Source organism: Winogradskyella vincentii, assembly GCF_020166345.1.
Lineage (GTDB): Bacteria > Bacteroidota > Bacteroidia > Flavobacteriales > Flavobacteriaceae > Winogradskyella > Winogradskyella vincentii.
The window spans coordinates 271,864-291,922 of the sequence record NZ_JAIUJS010000002.1; the positions used below are offsets into that span (position 1 = coordinate 271,864).

Below are 20,059 nucleotides of genomic sequence, written 5' to 3' on the forward strand. Positions count from 1 at the left end.
TGTATAAATATTATTTTTTCACAAACTTCTGAATGCTCAATTTTCCTTGGCTTTCTAGTCTAAGGACATAAATACCTCCTTCAAGCTTTGACACATCCAATTTGTCTATATCATGTTTCTGGTTCAAAACAACCTTGCCTTGAATATCAAATATTGTAACCACACCATCAGAAAGATCATTGGTAGAATTAATATTCAAAATATCATCAACTGGATTTGGATAAACTGTGAAAGCAGCAATTGTTTCGTCTTCCACACTTAAGAAAGCGCCCTCAACAATGTTATGTGTTGTATTACTAGTTGGGTTAGGTATATTATCAATAATACCTGAAGGCCAATAAATAATGATATTATCAATCTGTGTTTCGGAGCCCAGTCCAAAATGTGTATTTAAACTACTCATAAACTCAAACCCTTCACCACTGCGCACATCTCTTATCTGTACACCATTAGGAGTATGTACCTCAACTCGTGCACCAATACCGTTAATATTACTAACGGTACCAACAGTGTTTATCTTAACCCAATTATTTGAGTTACCTAAATTATAATATCTAATTCCATTATAAAAGGTGTCAATAAAGCCATCATTATTAAGATCACCAAAGGCACCATTTTTATAATTTATTTGATTTGGGTCGGCATCTTCAAAAGTTAAATCGCCTTTCCCATAAAGTATTGTACCATTTGCAATAATATCCAAGTATCCGTCATTGTCAATATCAAATGCAGAACTTTCCCAGCCTGTTGGTGCTCCAGAAACACCAGCACCTATGGTAACATCTGTGAATGTAAAATCATTATTTGGATTTCCATCATCTGTGAAACCGTTGTTTCTCATAAGTTTATGGTCACCAGAACTTGCGCCGACAAAGACATCCATGTCACCATCATTATCAAAATCACCCCATGCCGAGGACCAAGTCTGCATTGGGTCTGCCAAACCAATTGACGCGGCATTTTCACTATATGTGTCATCACCGTTATTAATAAGCATCATATTTGTGCGTCTTTCTTCAGACCCACCACATTTTGCTATAAATAAATCTATATTTCGGTCGTTGTTGTAGTCTATCCAGATTGAACCATAATCTCCTCCTGAAGGGAAGTTACCTAAAGAATATGGCGCACCTGGAGTAACATCTGATTGATAGAAAGTTAAATTGCCTGAACCATCATTAATGAAGTAGACATTTGGCTCAACATCGTGACAAACAAAGGCATCTAAATTACCATCGTTGTTAATATCAACAAAGTTTGATCTCTGCGAAAACGTGTATTGTGTTGTAGATTGTTGCGTAAAACTCATGCCATCATTACTTGCCTGCATAAAAGAGACACCACTTCCAGCGCCATAAAGTAGATCTGTTTTCCCATTAGCATCAAAATCTGCCGCGGCCATACTCCAACTTGGTAAAAAATCTGCGTTTGGTGTACTGATATTTATGTTTGTGAACGAACCATCATTATTTTGTTTTTGAATATTAATATTGCTTAAAGAAACAGTTACAATGTCGTCTAAAAAGTCGCCGTCCATATCAACAATAGCCATGTCATATGTGCCACTTACCGTTATAGGTTGTGGGTCAAAATTAATTCTCGAAGGAGATTGGGTTGTAAATGTAAATGGACCAGTGAAATTTGAAGTTTCACTACCACAGTTAGCCTGAACATAAAAATCGTAGGCCGTACCTGAACTTAATCCTGAAAGGGCATAACTTGTGGCACTTAAATCATTGATCGCGGTTCCTGTTCCAAGTGTAAAGCCAGAAGTTCCCCATTCGAGATTCCACGCTGAAGCTGAACCGTTTTCAATCCAGTTTAAAGTTGCTGAGTCAATTCCAACACTTGCGGTACCGAGATTACTTGGTGAAGGACAAGTAGATCCTTGTTCTATGCAGATATCTGCCGTGCCGTTTTGTTGATCTCTCCATATTACAGCATAATAAGTATTGCCAGGCGTTAATCCTGTTATTTCTCCTGAACTGTCACCTGAGTTAAAACCATTGTTGGTACAGGTAGATACTGAATTACCGCCACAAGAGTCATAAACCTCTAACCCTATACTATTAGCACCACCACTAAATCTAACAACAACTGATCCAATTGCAGGAGCCTGAAAACTGATAAAGTAACCATAATTCCCTGACCCGTCACAGGTTGGGTTTTCGTTGTTTGCATCAATATCAGTTGCAATACTAAAATCAAATGAAGCTGGTGTAGCACTGTTGCAATCTACATTAACGGGTAAACTAAGTGCGGAACTACAGGTAGCACCTGGTGCACTAGTGATAAAATTAAATGGTCCAACGAGAGAAGAAGTGTCACCTCCACCACAATCAGCTTGCACATAAAAATCGTATGAAACACCTTGAGATAACCCGGTTAAATTATAAATTGTACTTGTTAAACCATTAACCATGGTTCCAGTGCCAGGAGTAAAGCCCGCAGGCCCCCATTCTAGATTCCATAAGCTTGCTGTGCCATTTTCTGTCCATTGTAAATCAGCGGAAGTTTCCGTAATATTTAAAGCATTAAGATTAATAGGTTCTGGACAAGAGGGTGGAGCCATTGAGGATAAAACAGGAGAAGAAAAACAGAATCCCCATCCCCAAGACGTATTATCTTGATAATAGATCCTATACCTAAAGTTAGTTAATTGGTTGGTACTAAATGCTGCAATATTTAAGATTGGGTGATTTAATGAAACAAATGGTCCAGAACAGAAGTTTTGATTTGGCGCTCCAGCAGTACTTGTGTCATAGACATTACTCCAATTTGCCCACTGTGAGGCGTCAGCATCCCAATATTGAATTGTAAGCGTTTCTGTTTGAAATATATTAAACACATAATCTGTTTCCATTGATATCCATATTTCCCCAGCATTAAAAGCATTGGTTAAATCAATAACAGGTGATTCAGCAGCCAAGTCATTATTTGATCCACTATTGGCGTCATCATCGTCAAAGGAGAAATTAGACGAAGTTGTTGTAGGGTCTTCGTAAAGATAAGTTGCATCATACGTTCCTGTGATTGACCAATTAGAATTTGGCCAATTTGCAGACTCATTTAAAACTTGCGCGTTTACAGAGAATAATGTCGTGAATACAACAATTATTAAAGTAATTTTTTTCATAGTTATATTAGTTATTCACAATCCGTCAGTGAGTTTATCCACTCTTCAATAAGCTCTACACCTTCGTCATGGTTTATTGTTCTGCCCAATAAAGGCATTCTAAAAGATTCATCAGTTGTACTTAATCTAAAATATAAAATTGAAAGATCAGTATCGTTAGGTTTTACAATATCAGAATTTGGAATGAATTGAGTCTCAGGTTCTACACAAACACCAATATTTTCACGATTATCGGTTAAATCATAAGCAAAACGCATTGGTCTGTAATTACAATAACCATTGTCAGAGTGACAATGTGCACAATTAATATCTAAATAAGATCTTACTCTTAGCTCCAATGGCTGTGAGTCATCATCCCATCCAACTGTGGAATTAATATTGCCTGGAATATCAGAATTTAAATACCCAACATCAATTAATTTTCTAATCTGGTTTTCTATTCCTGTTGAATAATCGTAATTTTTATTAATATTCTGGGGCTTTAATCCAATCGGTGTTGGACTATCAGTTTGATTGTGACATGTAAAACACTCGGCTCTAGATGGTATTCTATAAGTTGTGCTTTTTATTATTTCACCTTGTAGCCATGTTAAATCCACCAAATCACCTTCGTTACTGAAAAAAGCTTCGGATTGATCGTCGTTCCACAAGTAATTAGCGAAATCCCAACCATCGCTTGTTTTAAACATTATTCTCGTTTCTAGAATTCGAGTTGTATTATTTGGTTGAATTGAATTGTAGTAAAAGTTTTTAATTAAGAATGTTCCCTCTGGAAACCGAATAGGTGAAATATCTTCAATATAATTGGCGATTACTCCGTTAGGCATCCATATAAACCGTTTTTTCTTAGCGTAGTCTGAAAATAAAGGAGATATTAAATCATAAGGGATAACGCCAAATGATGGGTTCAGCTCACGTAAATTGCCTTCAAAAAAGTTATATTCAGATAATGTTTGGTGAGGTGTATCTTCAAAAACATTAACGACAGATAAAGATGTAATTGTAACGGAAACATTCTCTGTCTGACAATTGCCAGATTCATCACATATAGTGTATTGAAAACTATCTTCACCTACCAAATTTGCAATTGCACTAAAAATTATGCTATCATCACTTAAGTCACTAGGAGTACCATTATTATTAATTTGTGCATTTCCCTTGCTTGGGTTTGTAATAGTTAATTGTCCTGAATTAGGAATATTACTATCATTTTGAAAAATAAATATTTCAATCTGTGAATTTTGATCAATTACTACAGCGTCTGAATTTGTCTCTATCTCTAATACGGCATTACCATCATCTGTACCACATGTAAGCAGTAAAAGGGATAGGATCGAAAATAAAAATATACCGTATTTATTTTTCATATAAAGACAGACAATAGCACAATAATTAAACAGGAATAAACATAAATTCCCTATTTGTTGTCAAAAAACAAGCCCATAAAGCTAATCTTTTTTTGTTAAACCAATAATAACTTAAGTGCTTGAAGCCAATGAAAGCTTACCCTTTAATCTTCTTGTTTAATTTGCTTGGTAGTACATCAAAGCCCATATTATATAACGTGAAACCAAAAATATCAACGGCTTGCTCAATTTGTTTTGAGACAGGTGTTCCGGCTCCATGGCCAGCATCAGTTTCAATTCTAATAAGTGTTGGTGATTTCCCTGCTTGCTTGCTTTGTAATTCTGCAACGAACTTAAAACTATGTGCTGGCACAACTCTATCGTCATGATCACCAGTTGTTACCAATGTAGCTGGATATTCAACACCCTTCTTTACATTATGTACCGGAGAATACCCTTTTAAATAATTAAACATTTCCTTACTGTCTTGGGCTGTACCATAATCATAGGCCCAACCAGCACCCGCAGTAAATGTATGATAACGCAACATGTCTAAAACGCCAACCGCAGGTAAAGCTACTTTCATTAAATCTGGTCTTTGGGTCATCGTAGCGCCAACTAGCAAACCACCGTTAGAACCACCTCTTATTGCTAAATATTCTGAAGATGTGTAATTGTTATCAATAAGATATTCTGCAGCGGCTATAAAATCATCAAATACGTTTTGTTTTTTCATTTGGGTTCCTGCATCGTGCCACGCTTTTCCGTATTCACCACCACCACGCAAATTAGGTACCGCATAAATGCCACCTTGCTCCATCCAAACCGCATTAGTAATTCTGAAACTAGGAGTTAGGGAAATATTAAAACCTCCGTAACCATATAGTATGGTTGGGTTTTTGCCATTTAATTCCAACCCTTTTTTATGAGTAATTATCATTGGCACCTTTGTTCCGTCTTTGGACGAATAAAATACTTGCTTACTTTCATAATTTTCAGAATCAAAATCTATACTTGGTTTTCTAAATAATTCTGAAGCACCATTTTCAATATTGTATTTATAAATGCTTCCAGGCGTGGTATAATTTGTAAAGGAAAAGTAAAGTTCTTTTTCTTTTCTTTTTGCACCAAAACCTCCTGCCGAACCCACACCAGGTAATTCAACCTCTCTCACCAAACTACCCTTATAGTCATATTGAAAAACCTTTGAAACCGCATCTATCATATATACGGCAAAGAAATATCCGCCAGCAGTTGAAGGTCTTAACACATTTTCTGTTTCTGGAATAAAATCTATCCAGTTTTCAGGTGAAGGATTTGAAGCGTCAACAGTAACCACCCTTTGATTAGGTGCGTTAAGGTTTGTCATTATAAATAACTTAGAGCCCTCGTTTTCAATAATATTAGAATCTGAATCAGTATGCCCCAATATTTCAACTAAAGGTGCATTTGCTTTTGAAAGGTCTTTTATATAAAGCTTATTACCAGAAGTAGAAACTCTAGGTGTAATCACTAAATATCTATCATCTTCAGTTACACCAGCATAGATATAACGGTGTTTTTCTTCAGGTGTACCACCATAAATTAATTGATCTTCAGACTGTTTTGTTCCTAACTTATGATAATATACTTTATGCTGATCTGTTTTTGCGGAGAGCTCACTGCCCTTTGGTTTGTCATAGCTAGAATAATAGAACCCCTCATCCTTATACCAAGACATACCGCTAAATTTAATGTCAACCAAGGTATCCTCCATAATCTGTTTAGATTCAACGTCCATCACCAAAATTTTTCTCCAATCACTTCCGCCCTCGGAAATTGAATAAGCAAGTATTTGACCGTTTTTAGAAAAACTTAAGCCTCCAAGTGAAATAGTGCCATCACCCTTAAACTTATTAGGATCAATGAAAATTTCTGCAGTTTCAGGATTAGCTCCTTTTTTATATCTATAAATTACTGATTGATTTTGAAGACCATCGTTTTTTGAAAAATAGGTGTAATCTCCTTCTGTGTATGGAGCACCAATTTTTTCATAGTTCCATAATTTCGTCAAACGTTCCTTTAATTCTTCGCGATAAGGAATGTTATCTAAAAACCCAAAGGTTGCTTCGTTTTGTTGGCTAACCCATTTTTCAGTTTCTTCACTTCTGTCGTCTTCTAACCAACGATAAGGATCGGCAACTTGCTCGCCGAAATAAGTGTCAATGGTATCGACTTTTTTGGTTTCAGGATAATTTACACTTACGGTTTTCAAAGATTTAGATTCGTTTTTGCATGATACAAAAATAAATACTAGGGCAAAGAAAAAGAGTATTTTTTTCATACTTCAGAATTTCAATTGATTAAAAATGCTAACGGACAATATAACCATTTACTAACTTTTAATCAATAGCAAAAATCATGAATGCTGAATGAGAAAAACAACTCATCTTTTGGGCTCTTTATAAAAGAACACCAAGGGTTTAAGGGATTTAGTTACACCAGACCATTATTAACAAGATATTCTGCAATTTGCACCGTATTGGTTGCAGCGCCTTTTCTAAGATTGTCGCTCACCACCCAAAGATTTAAGCTGTTTGGCTGAGAGGTGTCTCTTCTTATTCTGCCTACGAATACATCATCTTTACCATTTGCGAACATTGGCATTGGATAGACATTAACATCAAGATTATCTTGTATGGTTACACCCTCTGTATTATTTAATAAAGTTCTTACCTCACCTAGATTAAAGTCGTTTTCAAATTCTACATTGACAGCTTCACTGTGTCCGCCCGCAGTTGGTATCCTTACTGCTGTAGCGGTTACGGCAATTGTTCTATCGTCTAAGATTTTTTGAGTCTCTCTTACCAATTTCATTTCTTCTTTGGTATAACCATTATCTTCAAAGACATCACAATGAGGAATAGCGTTTTTATGTATAGGATAATGATAGGCCATATCTCCTTTTCTACCGGCAATTTCATTTTCTAGTTGTTCCACAGCTTTTACACCTGTTCCTGAAACGGATTGATAGGTTGAAACAACTATACGCTTAATCTTGTATTTTTTATGAAGTGGCGCTAACGCCATAACCATTTGTATGGTGGAGCAATTAGGATTTGCAATTATTTTATCTTCTTTACCTAATTCAGTTGCATTAATTTCTGGAACTACTAATTTTTTAGTTTGGTCCATTCGCCATGCGGAAGAATTGTCTATTACTGTTGTTCCAACTTCTGCAAATTTTGGAGCCCATTCTAATGACGTACCACCTCCAGCAGAAAACAATGCAATATCAGGTTTTTCTTCAATTGCTGTTGGAATGCTAATAACCTCAATAGGATTTCCTTTAAAGTCAATTTTCTTACCAACAGAACGCTCAGAAGCCACCAGCAATAATTCATCTACTGGGAAATTACGCTCTTCTAACACTTTTAGCATTACATTACCTACTAATCCGGTTGCACCAACAACAGCTACTTTCATTTTTTACAATTAATAATTATCCAGCAAAATTAAACAAAAACACTTCCTTCTTTTAAATAATATCAAGGCTTTTAACAAAAAAAAACGAGATGTTAATTAATTAACTTTATTTAAAAAAAGAACCCAGACTATTTAGCCTGGGTTTGATTGTGAATTATAGTGTAGCGGTGTCGCTAAACCTAAATTACTTTTTTAAAGCATCTCTAATCTCAGTTAATAAATCAACTTCAGATGGTCCTGCTGGAGCCGCTTCTTCAGCTGGTTTCTTAGTTTTGTTATAAGCCTTAACAATCATAAACATTACTAATCCAACGATTAATAAGTTAATGATAGTGTTAATCCACGCACCGTAAGCAATTACGGCAGCTCCTGCTTCTTTTGCGGCAGCTAAAGATGCGTATTCTTTACCGTCCATCGCATAATGAAGGTCTTCAAAATTCATTCCGCCAGCAAAATAACCAATAAATGGCATTGCGATGTTTGAAACAAATCCGTTAATAACTGCGCCTAAAGCACCAGCCATGATTACTGCAACTGCGAAATCAATCACATTGCCAGTCATAATAAAATCCTTGAATTCTTTTAACATAATAGTAGTGTATTAATAGTTAGTTAAATATGTTAGTTGGACACTAATTTAGTTAAAAAGTCACAAATTTTAACATTTCCCCACTATTTAATATATAATCGCTTCACACGATTGGATATTGCAGTTAAAATTTCATAAGAAATTGTGTGAGCAGATTCGGCCAAATCAGAAGCTTTATTGTTGGAATCAAAAACTATAACTTCATCACCTTCTTTACATTCTATATTAGTAACATTGACCATTAACATATCCATACAAACATTGCCCACAATAGGAGCTTTTTGATTATTAATTATTACAAACCCATTTCCATTCCCATAAATTCTACTAATCCCATCTGCATGTCCAATAGGTATGGTGGCTGTTTTTTCAAATCCTGAAGCTTTATAACCACGATTATAGCCTACCGTTTCGTCTTTTTCAATTTTATGAATTTGTGAAATAATGGATTTTAAACTTGAAATTGGTTTTAGCTTTTTGTCTTCTTCACCAGAGTTACCAAAGCCATAAAGGCCAATACCACACCTAACCATATCAAAATGAGCTTCAGGATAATTTAAAACACCTGATGTGTTACAAATATGTAACCACGGTTTAAACCCAAGGCTCTTCTCAATATGCTTAGAAATTGATTGAAACGTATTAATTTGATTTTCAGTAAATGATTTTTCATTTATATCCTCACTTGCTGCTAAATGAGAGAAAACGGATTTTACTTTAACACTATTTGTAGCGTTTAATTGAGACGAGATATAATCTACATCGCTCTCCCAAAACCCCAATCTGTTTAACCCAGTATTAAATTTAATATGAACCGGATAGTTCTTTTGATTTTGTTTCTCAGCAACATCTATAAATTCTTTTAGGACTTTGGCATTGTATAAACTAGGTTCTAGGCAATGATCAATAAGAGATTTAAAATTTACCGGTTGGGGATGCAATACTAAGATTGGGGTTTTAATCCCATTTTCTCTAAGTAAGACCCCTTCCTTTACATAGGCAACGGCAAAATAATCTACACCCAATTCTTCTAAATGTTCAGCTATTCTTATGGCATCACTACCATAGGCGAAAGCTTTAACAACAGCTAAAAATTTAGTATTTGGATTTAATTTAGATTTGAGATAATTGAAGTTATGACTAAGCGCACCTAAATTAATTTCTAAAACAGTTTCTTGAGCTTTAGACATCAGGTTTTTGTTGTTTAGAATTAATTTCTTGGGCATCATTAACATTCATTTGCCTTACCTTGTCTCGCAACATACTTTTATAATATGCGGCTCTGCTTAATGGTTCATATTCGTCTACCTCACCAAGCAGTACAAGGTCGTCACTTTTTGCCTTTCTGTAGCTGTATTGTGCCAGATTACCAGTTTTAGTGCATATAGCATGTACTTTTGTGACATATTCTGCAGTAGCCATTAAATATGGCATAGGCCCAAACGGGTTGCCTTTAAAATCCATATCTAAACCAGCAACAATAACTCGTATTCCACTATTTGCCAAATCGTTGCAAACACGTACAATTTCATCGTCAAAAAACTGAGCCTCGTCAATACCAACAACATCGCATCCGTCTGCTAATATTGGAATATTGGCTGCTGCAGGCACAGGAGTAGAACGAATTTCATTAGCATCGTGAGAAACCACCAAATCGTCATCGTAGCGAACATCCACTGCTGGCTTAAAAATTTCAACTTTTTGTCTGGCAAATTTGGCACGTTTTAATCTTCGAATTAATTCTTCAGTCTTACCAGAGAACATCGATCCACAAATCACTTCAATCCACCCAAATTGTTCTTTATGATTTACTGTTTTTTCAAGAAACATTTCGTAATTTTAGCACTAAACGTAGTAATAATTCGTTTGTATAAAGGTCAATCAAAAATATTAAAAATCAAAAGTAAAAATGAAACATCTATCATTTAATTCTAATTATTTATTGGAGCAAGATGAAGATGGTTCAGATGGCTTTAAAAAACGCACAATTAGTAAGTCATGAAAAAGAAATTAGAATCAGAATTAATAAGTATCGCACATCGAATTCTGAAGCTTAAAGGAAGAGAAGATGTAGACAGAATGCACGACGAAGTATCTAAACTTTATGAAAAGTTAACCGTACTGAAGTTTGCTCAAGAAAATTTCGAGGACAAAATGCCAACTATAGGTAATGACTCTTCTTTTTTTGATATGTTAGACACAGCTTTTAATAATAAAGTGAGTGATAATATTGAAATTGAAAACAAGACATATATCAATTTAGATGAGGTAGAGGACGATGGTATTATGGAACCTGTAATGAATAAAATTAAAGACATGGTTGCTCACATGCCAGCTGACGATTCAAATGATATGGATGCGCTGTTGGGGAATTCTATATCCCCAGAAACACCTAAAACTATTGAATTTGAAACCATATCTGCGGATTTTGCAGAAATACCAGAATTTGAACCCATTGAAGAAGCTCAGAAACGCAAATCTCTAAACGATAAACTAAAGGGTAAGAATCTTCAAATAGGATTAAACGATAAGCTAGCCTTTATAAAGCACTTGTTTGAAGGTAGTAATGAAGATTATGATCGTGTAATATCTCAATTAAACACAACTAAGTCACTAAAAGAAGCCCAAAAGTTAATTGGGAATTTCATTAAGCCAGATTATAATGATTGGCTTGGCAAAGAAGAGTATGAAGAGCGATTTATGGAACTTGTAGAAGGAAAGTTCAATTAATTTTGAGGCTCAACACATTGGTTATTTCTTTTCAAATGACAAACACTCTATTCTTCTCAATCGTTGTATTCGTTTTAGTTTTGGATTTTCCATTTTTAAATTAAAATCGAATGGGAAAATTATTCATAGTGCCAACACCAATCGGTAACCTTAAAGATATTACATTAAGAGCTATTGAGGTTTTGAAGGAGGCTGATTTAATTTTAGCGGAAGATACAAGAACATCTGGCAAACTTTTAAAGCACTTTGAAATCAATACTCCAATGCAAAGCCACCATATGCACAATGAGCATAAAACTGTAGGCAATGTAATTGAAAAATTAAAATCTGGTATGACTATAGCTTTAATTAGTGATGCTGGTACACCTGCGATATCAGATCCCGGGTTTTTATTGGTTAGGGCTTGCATTGTAGAAAAAATCAAAGTAGAATGCCTACCTGGTGCAACTGCTTTTGTTCCGGCTTTGGTCAATAGTGGACTTCCAAATGATAAATTTGTGTTTGAGGGTTTTCTTCCTGTTAAGAAAGGACGCCAAACTAGGCTTAAGCTTTTAGCTGAAGAATCTAGGACAATGGTCTTTTATGAGAGTCCACATAAATTGGTTAAAACACTAGGCCATTTCTGTGAATACTTTGGAGAGCAGCGTTTAGTTTCAGTTTCTCGTGAACTTACCAAGCTATATGAAGAAACTGTTAGGGGTACAGCAAAAGAAGTTTTAGATCATTACACTAACAAGCCACCTAAGGGTGAAATTGTTGTTATTGTTGAAGGCAAGAAGTAGTGAAAGGTTTACTTCAAGACATCGAACAGTGCACAATTTGCAAACAACATCTTCCGCTTGGTCCTAGACCAGTTGTTACCGGACATACTAATTCAAAAATTGTAATTATAGGTCAAGCTCCTGGAACGAAGGTTCATGAGTCTGGAATTCCCTGGGATGATCAAAGTGGTAAAAAGTTAAGACAATGGTTGAATGTTACCGATGAGCAGTTTTACAACACCCAAAACTTTGCTATTGTACCAATGGGTTTTTGTTATCCAGGAAAAGGAAAAACAGGCGATTTACCACCAAGACCTGAGTGTGCGCCACAGTGGCATGAAAAGCTTTTAGAAAAAATGCCGCATATTGAATTGATAATTTTAGTTGGTGCATATGCTCAGCAATATTATTTAAAAGACAAAAAGACCTTAACACAGCGAGTGGGTGATTATCAAAGCTATTTGCCAAAATATTTTCCAATACCACATCCTTCACCAACAAATAGGTTTTGGCGTGCAAAAAACCCGTGGTTTGAGGAATCTATTGTGCCTGAAATTAAATTGATAATAAGGCGAATCTTAGAATAAAGAACACCTAATATTGAGACCCATCGTGCTTGCCAACTTCAAAACTGTGTTTTCCAAGAAACTGATTACCACTTTCTATGGCTCCTTCTTCCATTGTTGTTCCCATAGAATCATTCCAACGATTTAGGTATCCAAATAAAGATATTACACCTAACATTTCAACAATTTCACCTTCATCCCAATGTTTGTATAAGCGTTCTTTAATTTCGGCATTGACTGCATTAGGAACTTGGCTTGCGGCAAGGCTGAAATCTAAAGCAGCGCGCTCTGCCTCAGAAAAAGCGGGATGTGTTCTGTATTCCCAAATATTGTCCAATTGCTCCTGTTCAGCACCATAACGTTCAGCCGCTCTTATGGCATGGGCTTGGCAATAGCGACAACCAGTTGAGTTACTACTAACCCAAGCAATCATTCTTTTTAATGCAGAGGTAACTCTACCCTCATTTGCCATCACTGCTTTATTCAAATTTATAAATGCCTTGCTAATTGCAGGTCTTCTCTGCATTGTTAATACAGAATTAGGACAAAATCCAAGCGTTTCATTAAAGAATTCAGCAAGTTTTTTGGTTTCTAAATCGTGTTCTGGAGATAACGGAGTTACTAATGCCATATGTGTTTTTTTAGTGGTATTTTTGAATGTACAAGATAAGAGTTCTAATATTTAATCTAAAAAATATGGTTGATAAAATCACAACTCACTGGCAAGGTGATTTAACATTTGAATCAGATAATCCAAGTGGTAAATCTGTAATAATGGACACTAATATTGAGGGCCAATCAGAACGATTTGGGTTATCACCAAAAGCAATGATGTTGTCTTCATTAGCAGGTTGTTCAGCTTTAGATGTTATATCAATTCTAAATAAAATGAATGAAGAAATAGACGATTTTAAAATTGAAGTATCTGGAGAATTAACGGATGAGCATCCTAAGTATTACCATTCAGTTGAGTTAGAATACCATTTCTATGGCGCTCATTTAAACAAGAAAAAATGTCAGCGTGCAGTTGATTTATCAGTGGAAAAGTATTGCGGTGTAATGGAAATGTTTAGACAATTTGCAAAAATTAAAACTAAGGTAATTTATCATATAGCCACCATACGTAACACCTAAAATATTAGCCATACCTATACTTTTTTATGCGCTGGACTTTAAAACCAAAACCTGAAGCTTCAAAAATCAATTTATTGAAAGAAGCCTTAAATGTTGATGATATTGTTGCCACACTATTGTTGCAGCGAGGTATTGAGACTTTTGACGATGCTAAAACATTTTTTAGGCCAAGCTTTGATGATTTACACGATCCTTATTTAATGATGGATATGGCATGTGCAGTTTCTAGAATTGAAGAAGCCATAGCAAATAGTGAAAATATTTTGGTCTACGGTGATTATGATGTAGATGGTACAACGGCCGTGGCTTTAATGTCTTCTTATCTTAAGACAAGAACAGATTCTGTAGCCACTTATATACCTGATAGATATGAAGAAGGATATGGTATTTCTTTTAAAGGAATTGACTTTGCTGATGACAATGATTTCAGTTTAATTATAGCCTTAGATTGTGGAATAAAAGCTAATGATAAGATTAATTACGCCAAAGGAAAGGGTATTGATTTTATTATATGTGATCACCATAGACCAGGAGAACAAATTCCTGATGCCGTTGCGGTGTTAGACCCAAAACGAGAGGATTGTCATTATCCTTTCAAGGAATTATGTGGCTGTGGTGTGGGATTTAAGTTGATTTCTGCCTTAGCTGCCAATCAGGGACAATCTGTTGAAGAATTAATTGAATATTTGGATTTAGTAGCAACTGCTATTGGAGCAGACATTGTGCCTATAATTGGAGAGAATAGGGCTTTGGCTTATTTGGGGTTGCAGGTTATTAATTCTAATCCACGACCCGGAATGAAGGCCATAATAGCTGAGGTAAAAAAAGAAGAACTCACAATTACAGATGTTGTTTTTATTATTGCACCTCGAATAAATGCAGCTGGTAGAATGAAGCATGGAAATCATGCAGTTACATTGCTAACGGAGACAGATTTTAATTTAGCCGCAGCCTATGCTGTAGATATCGATCAATTTAATACAGATAGAAAAGAAACAGACAAGAGAATAACCGAAGAAGCCCTGCTTCAAATTGAGAGCAATAACGAACAAGAAAAGTTCACCACGGTTGTTTATGATGAAAACTGGCATAAAGGAGTTATTGGTATTGTTGCATCAAGATTAACAGAAACATATTACAGACCTACTCTGGTTTTTACTAAAAGCGGAGACAAACTTGCTGCATCTGCTAGATCGGTTAAAGGCTTTGACGTCTATAATGCATTAGAAGCCTGCTCAGAATATATAGAACAGTTTGGCGGACATAAGTATGCTGCGGGTTTAACGTTGTTGCCTGAAAATTATGAGGCTTTTAAAACTAAATTTGAAAGTGTTGTCAAGGAATCTATAGATCCAAAATTACTGACACCAGAACTTAAAGTTGATTTAGAGATCGATTTACATCAGGTAGACAATAGATTAATGCGAATTTTAAAACAATTTGCACCATTTGGCCCTGGAAATATGACGCCTGTTTTTATGACACAAAACATTAAGGATACAGGTTGGGGAAAATGTGTAGGCGAAGACAATAAACATCTGCGACTTACGGCAACCCAAAATGGTTCTGAAAACATTGTTTGTATTGGTTTTGGTCTTGGTGACAAGTTAGATGTCATTAAGAATAACAAATTATTTAATGTGGCCTATACAATTGATGAAAACCATTGGAATGGTAGAATTAGTATTCAATTAAAACTAAAAGATTTAAAAGAGTAGATTTTGGGAAAGAATGATCCGTATGAAGCATTAAGATTTAAAGAGTTCAAAGTATTTCTTTTAGCACGCTTTGCCCTTGTGTTTGGTTGGTCTATGCAGTTTGTAGTTATAGAGTGGCAGGTGTATTCGTTGACTAATGATGAGTTGAGTTTAGGAATAATTGGCTTGTGTGAGTTTTTGCCCGCTTTTTTCTTGGCACCATTTGCTGGACATATTGTGGATAGAAAAGAAAAACGGAACCTCTTTGCGCTATGCATAACCTTATTTTCATTAATTAGTTTTGGTCTGTTTTGGTTGTCATCAGAATATATTTCTGACATATGGAGTACAAATTATATCCTTATTGGGATTTACAGTCTAGTATTTTTTGGAGGTGTGTTGAGAGCTTTTTTTGGTCCTACAATTTTTTCACTTATCGCTCTGTTAGTTCCTAAAAAGGCATATCCAAATGCAGCAACATGGAGTAGCAGTACATGGAAAGGTGCAGCCGTATTTGGAGCTCTTTTTGGCGGGTTTTTTATTGCTTGGATAGGAATTAATACAACATTAGGTATAATATTTTTACTGGTACTATTTGCGTTGTTGCTTGTTATGCAAATTGACAAAAAACCAATCATGAACAAAAAGACCAATGAGTCAGTAAAGGAAAGCTTAAAGGTAGGTTTAAGGTTTGTGTTTAATGACAAGGTTATTTTAGGTGCTTTAACACTAGATATGATTGCGGTACTTTTTGGAGGTGCCGTTGCAATATTCGCGGTATTTGCAAAAGACATTTTAGAAGCAGGACCAGAAGGATTTGGATTATTAAATGCCGCGTTATCTTCAGGAAGCATTATTACTATGCTAGCAACAACCTATATTCCTATTACAAAAAGTACAGGCAAGAAGTTACTTGTCTCTGTATTTGGATTTGGTATATTCATGATAATTTTTGGCGCTTCAAAACTATTGTGGTTGAGTGTTTTAGCACTGTTTTTCTCTGGTGTTTTTGATGGAATTTCTATGGTGGTAAGACAAACTATTTTACAAATTAAAACACCTGATGAAATGCGAGGTAGAGTTGGTGCAGTTAATTCAATGTTTGTTGGGTCATCAAATGAATTGGGAGCTTTGGAGAGTGGAGTTGCTGCTAGGATATTTGGTGCGCCTTTAGCTGTAGTATTAGGAGGAATAGTTACCCTAATAACCGTTACGGCTATAGGCTTAAAGAATAAACCGTTGAGAGAATTAGATTTAAGAAAGGATGTTGAGGAGCATTATGAAGATGTTAAATCGTCATAAGTCTTTAGTGTTAATTCTTTACCATCAAACTCACCATAGGTGTAATACTGAATCCAATCACCTAAATTCACATATTTAGAGTTGTCTGTTAATTCAATTTCAAGCGGTAAGTGTCTGTGACCAAACACGAAAAAATCACGGTGTTTGTCTTCTAATTTTCGTTTACTATATTTTACAAGCCATTCATTTTCCTCTCCCAAAAACTTAGCATCTTCGTCTCCTGAAATCAATTTATTTTTTACCGATAAGTATTGTGCTATTTTAACACCTATATCAGGATGGAGCCATTTAAAAAGCCATTTAAAAAAAGGATTTGTAAAAACCTTTTTCATTCGTTTATAACCTTTATCGCCTGGCCCAAGACCATCACCATGCCCTATAAAAAACCTTGAATTTTTTATTATAAATTCTTCAGGTTTATGATAGACCGGAATACCAAGTTCTTCTTCAAAATAGCTGTTCATCCATAAATCGTGGTTACCAACAAAAAAATAAACAGGAATGCCAGAATCACTTATCTCAGCTAATTTACCTAGAGTTCTAGTAAAACCTTTTGGGACAACTGTTTTATATTCAAACCAAAAATCAAATAAATCACCAATTAAAAAAATGGCCGCCGCATCTTTTTTCACATCATTTAGCCAAGACACAAATTTTTTTTCTCTTGGGAGTGATTCTTCTTTTGTAGGTGCACCTAAATGATTGTCTGAAGCAAAATAAACCTTCTTTCCAGAAGGAACTTCTATGTGAATTGGATTACTCATTGTCTGAAGCAAACCACTCAGCAAAGCTAGTTGCAGTTTCTTGTAGTTTTAAAGAATGTAATTTTATATTTTCTGGAAGTCGCTTTTTAATCTTGTCTGCAAAATCAATAACCATCATTTCGCTGGTAGGTTGATAATCCACTAACAAAACATTATGTCCTCGATCTTCTAATTCTTTTGCCAGTTCAATATGTGGTGTGTTTTTATTGAAAACCGTAGCGTGGTCAAAAACATTTACAATTTCTTCTTTGACTATTTTCTTTAAATCACCAAAGTCAATCACCATACCAAATTTTACATTGGTATTATCTGAAATAGGAATTCCAATAACAGTAACATCTAACCTGTAACTGTGGCCATGTACATTTTTGCATTTACCATCATAGCCGTAAAGTGCGTGACCAGTTTCAAAAGAAAACTGTTTTGTAATTCTAATATTAGTCATTAGCGCCTTCTATTTCTATTGACAAAATAAATAACAATTAATGCAATTGCTAGTATTAAAAAAAGATAATTCCCCATCTATTCTTCCTTTATTCTGTTTTTGTTATATCGGTAAATTAAATAGGCAATTATCACAAGTATTACAAAAGGTAACATGCTTCCAATGAAAACACCAATACTGTAACTATCGTCTGGTGCTTCCTTGATTTTTTGTTCAATATCGACTTGTTGTAACATATATAGTAGCCTATTCAATTAACCCAAAAATGATTGGTTCAAATTTAAGTGTTTTCGGCTAGTGTTCTGAATGTTTTTCTGAATTTAATAATTAATGGCAATCCCCTTGCAATAATCCACAATGTAAAAGCCGTGAAAATACCATATAGTTTATAGCCTAAATTATCAGTAGCAATAATCACAGGTATAAATACTAGAAGAGTTGAAAATAACAGAACATTTCTTAAATATTGCATTTTACCAAGCCCTTTAAAAACACCATCAAATATAAAAGCTAGGGCACAAAGTGGTTGCATTGCAAGTACAATCCAAAATATGTTATAGAACTCACTCAGAACGTTTTGATCATCCGTAAAAATACTTCCTATTGGGAAGTATAGCAACCCTCCAATAATAGCAATCGTTAAGCCTATTAATATTCCATATTTAATCAGCTTATTGCTCAAATCTATTAAGCTTTTATATTCTTTTGCACCATACAGTTTACCGGATAATATATTTCCCGCACTAGCATAACCATCAATTAAAAATGCACCTAAAAACCAAAGATTAATTGCGATTGTATATGCAGCAATATAGGTTGGTCCATATTTAGTAGCGAAGCTAGTTCCAAAATATAGTGCTACGTTTAATGCAATGGTTCGTATAAACAGATTAACAATCATTAAAGCAAAACGTTTAATCTCTGGGTTGAACGGGAACCTTACCAATAAAGGAATATCGGTTTTGATTAATAAGTAATAAACAGATAGACCTGCCATAATGATTTGTGCTATAACACTTGCATATGCAGCACCTTGAATATGTAGTGCGGGTATTATGCCTTCAATACCATAAACTAGGACAATGTCCAATATGATATTCGCTACAGAGCCTGCAATTGCTATTATCATTGGATGAAAAGTGTTTTGTAATCCTCTAAATGTACCAAAAACAGCAATCGTAAATAGGGTAAATGGAAAGCCAAAAACTCTAATTTGGTAGTACTCAATACTATAATTTAAAATAAGATCTGATGCATTATAAAGCTTGAAAATTTGAGAGGCAAAAGGATAAGTAGCTAAAATAATAAGGATACTTAATGATGTTATTAAAAAAATAGCCTGTGCTGGCAAATTTTTTACTTCACCTAATTTGTCTGCTCCTAAATATTGGGACACAATTGATGAAATAGCGCTACGCGTTTGCCCTAAAACCCAAATAAGCATTGATAAAAAGGTTGTAACTATACCAACCGCAGCCAATGACTCAGTGGCATTTAAATCCATATTACCAATAATGGCAGCGTCTGTTAAGGACAATATGGGTTCTGAAATACCAGAAATTAGAGCTGGTATTGCCAATTTGTTGATTTGCTTTAGTGTAATTTTGGTGCTCAAAGTACTAATTCATAACAATGAAAAGGGTATTTGCTTTGTTTTGGAAAGAAAATATCACCTAATCTTTTATAGCCACGAAGTTCGTAAAACTTTTGGTTTCTCTTGTTCTGTGAAAAGGTATCTAATCTAATAGAGCTATAGCTGTTTTCTATGGCAAATTTTTCCGCAAAATCCATGAGAACTCGTGCAAAGCCCTTCCCCTGATTATCTGGATGAATTGCCAATCTATGAATATAAATATTGTTCTCATTTTTTGTTAACCATTTTATTGGTACATATTCATCATCCATTAGATTCGAGATTACAATAGAGCCTATAATTTTTTCATTAACCTCTAGCACATACAATTCATTACGCGCAATATCATTTATGAAGGCATTTTTATTCGGGTAGTGTTCATTCCACTGATAAATCCCCTTTTCTATCATTGATTTAGCACATGCCTTAGTCATTAGCATTATAGTTGATATGTCTTCTAGTGTAGCCTTTCGAATCATTAATAAATTGTA

Annotated in this window: 19 protein-coding genes; 6 read left to right on the plus strand and 13 right to left on the minus strand. The window is 34.9% G+C overall.

What is annotated here, in order from left to right; all coding sequences use genetic code 11:
- Positions 1-10: 10 nt before the first annotated feature.
- From LBV24_RS04445 to LBV24_RS04475, 7 genes are all read right to left on the minus strand, one after another.
- Positions 11-3,136 carry an FG-GAP-like repeat-containing protein gene (locus tag LBV24_RS04445; RefSeq protein ID WP_224477388.1) on the minus strand — a complete coding sequence of 1,042 codons (3,126 nt, stop codon included), beginning with the start codon at positions 3,134-3,136 and terminating at the stop codon, positions 11-13.
- 11 nt (positions 3,137-3,147) lie between these two features.
- The gene (locus LBV24_RS04450) at positions 3,148-4,503 is read right to left on the minus strand and encodes an Ig-like domain-containing protein (RefSeq protein ID WP_224477389.1); all 1,356 of its coding nucleotides are present in this window, start codon (positions 4,501-4,503) and stop codon (positions 3,148-3,150) included.
- Between the two features lie 136 nt (positions 4,504-4,639).
- Positions 4,640-6,805, minus strand: a complete 2,166-nt coding sequence (locus LBV24_RS04455) for a prolyl oligopeptidase family serine peptidase (protein ID WP_224477390.1) — start codon at positions 6,803-6,805, stop codon at positions 4,640-4,642.
- A gap of 152 nt (positions 6,806-6,957) precedes the next feature.
- On the minus strand, positions 6,958-7,947 hold the full coding sequence (locus LBV24_RS04460) for an aspartate-semialdehyde dehydrogenase (protein ID WP_224477391.1): 990 nt from the start codon (positions 7,945-7,947) through the stop codon (positions 6,958-6,960).
- Between the two features lie 184 nt (positions 7,948-8,131).
- Complete coding sequence (mscL, locus tag LBV24_RS04465) at positions 8,132-8,536, minus strand: large conductance mechanosensitive channel protein MscL (RefSeq protein ID WP_224477392.1); 405 nt, start codon at positions 8,534-8,536, stop codon at positions 8,132-8,134.
- 83 nt (positions 8,537-8,619) lie between these two features.
- Entirely contained in the window at positions 8,620-9,726 is a 1,107-nt protein-coding gene (gene alr, locus LBV24_RS04470; RefSeq protein WP_224477393.1) for an alanine racemase, read from the minus strand.
- A complete protein-coding gene (locus LBV24_RS04475) occupies positions 9,719-10,366 on the minus strand; it encodes a thymidine kinase (RefSeq protein WP_224477394.1) in 648 nt (215 codons plus the stop codon). Before LBV24_RS04475 ends, alr begins: the two co-directional genes overlap by 8 nt.
- A 168-nt stretch (positions 10,367-10,534) precedes the next feature.
- On the opposite strand from LBV24_RS04475, the gene LBV24_RS04480 reads away from it, so the two are divergent.
- The 3 genes from LBV24_RS04480 to LBV24_RS04490 all read left to right on the plus strand — a co-directional run bounded on the left by LBV24_RS04480 (position 10,535) and on the right by LBV24_RS04490 (position 12,614).
- Positions 10,535-11,266, plus strand: coding sequence for a hypothetical protein (locus tag LBV24_RS04480; protein ID WP_224477395.1), 732 nt, complete (start codon positions 10,535-10,537; stop codon positions 11,264-11,266).
- 110 nt (positions 11,267-11,376) lie between these two features.
- On the plus strand, positions 11,377-12,048 hold the full coding sequence (rsmI, locus tag LBV24_RS04485) for a 16S rRNA (cytidine(1402)-2'-O)-methyltransferase (protein ID WP_224477396.1): 672 nt from the start codon (positions 11,377-11,379) through the stop codon (positions 12,046-12,048).
- A complete protein-coding gene (locus LBV24_RS04490; protein WP_224477397.1) occupies positions 12,048-12,614 on the plus strand; it encodes a uracil-DNA glycosylase family protein in 567 nt (188 codons plus the stop codon). Before rsmI ends, LBV24_RS04490 begins: the two co-directional genes overlap by 1 nt.
- A 7-nt stretch (positions 12,615-12,621) precedes the next feature.
- On the opposite strand, the gene LBV24_RS04495 is transcribed toward LBV24_RS04490, so the two are convergent.
- Complete coding sequence (locus tag LBV24_RS04495; protein ID WP_224477398.1) at positions 12,622-13,224, minus strand: carboxymuconolactone decarboxylase family protein; 603 nt, start codon at positions 13,222-13,224, stop codon at positions 12,622-12,624.
- A 65-nt stretch (positions 13,225-13,289) separates the two neighbouring features.
- On the opposite strand from LBV24_RS04495, the gene LBV24_RS04500 reads away from it, so the two are divergent.
- From LBV24_RS04500 to LBV24_RS04510, 3 genes are read left to right on the plus strand one after another with little or no spacing between them, the layout of a single operon-like run.
- The gene (locus LBV24_RS04500; protein ID WP_224477399.1) at positions 13,290-13,727 is read left to right on the plus strand and encodes an OsmC family protein; all 438 of its coding nucleotides are present in this window, start codon (positions 13,290-13,292) and stop codon (positions 13,725-13,727) included.
- A gap of 26 nt (positions 13,728-13,753) precedes the next feature.
- Positions 13,754-15,445, plus strand: coding sequence for a single-stranded-DNA-specific exonuclease RecJ (gene recJ / locus LBV24_RS04505; protein WP_224477400.1), 1,692 nt, complete (start codon positions 13,754-13,756; stop codon positions 15,443-15,445).
- 3 nt (positions 15,446-15,448) lie between these two features.
- Entirely contained in the window at positions 15,449-16,726 is a 1,278-nt protein-coding gene (locus tag LBV24_RS04510; RefSeq protein ID WP_224477401.1) for an MFS transporter, read from the plus strand.
- Here the strand turns inward: LBV24_RS04510 and LBV24_RS04515 are convergent.
- The 5 genes from LBV24_RS04515 to LBV24_RS04535 form a co-directional block, all read right to left on the minus strand.
- Entirely contained in the window at positions 16,702-17,472 is a 771-nt protein-coding gene (locus LBV24_RS04515) for a UDP-2,3-diacylglucosamine diphosphatase (RefSeq protein WP_224477653.1), read from the minus strand. The genes LBV24_RS04510 and LBV24_RS04515 overlap by 25 nt on opposite strands.
- Before the next feature lie 10 nt (positions 17,473-17,482).
- A complete protein-coding gene (locus LBV24_RS04520) occupies positions 17,483-17,935 on the minus strand; it encodes a 6-pyruvoyl trahydropterin synthase family protein (RefSeq protein WP_224477402.1) in 453 nt (150 codons plus the stop codon).
- A gap of 77 nt (positions 17,936-18,012) precedes the next feature.
- Positions 18,013-18,171, minus strand: a complete 159-nt coding sequence (locus LBV24_RS04525; RefSeq protein ID WP_224477403.1) for a hypothetical protein — start codon at positions 18,169-18,171, stop codon at positions 18,013-18,015.
- Positions 18,172-18,215: 44 nt separating this feature from the next.
- Positions 18,216-19,550: an MATE family efflux transporter gene (locus LBV24_RS04530; RefSeq protein WP_224477404.1), complete on the minus strand. Its 1,335-nt coding sequence runs from the start codon at positions 19,548-19,550 to the stop codon at positions 18,216-18,218.
- A complete protein-coding gene (locus LBV24_RS04535) occupies positions 19,547-20,047 on the minus strand; it encodes a GNAT family N-acetyltransferase (protein WP_224477654.1) in 501 nt (166 codons plus the stop codon). Before LBV24_RS04535 ends, LBV24_RS04530 begins: the two co-directional genes overlap by 4 nt.
- Positions 20,048-20,059 lie beyond the last annotated feature (12 nt).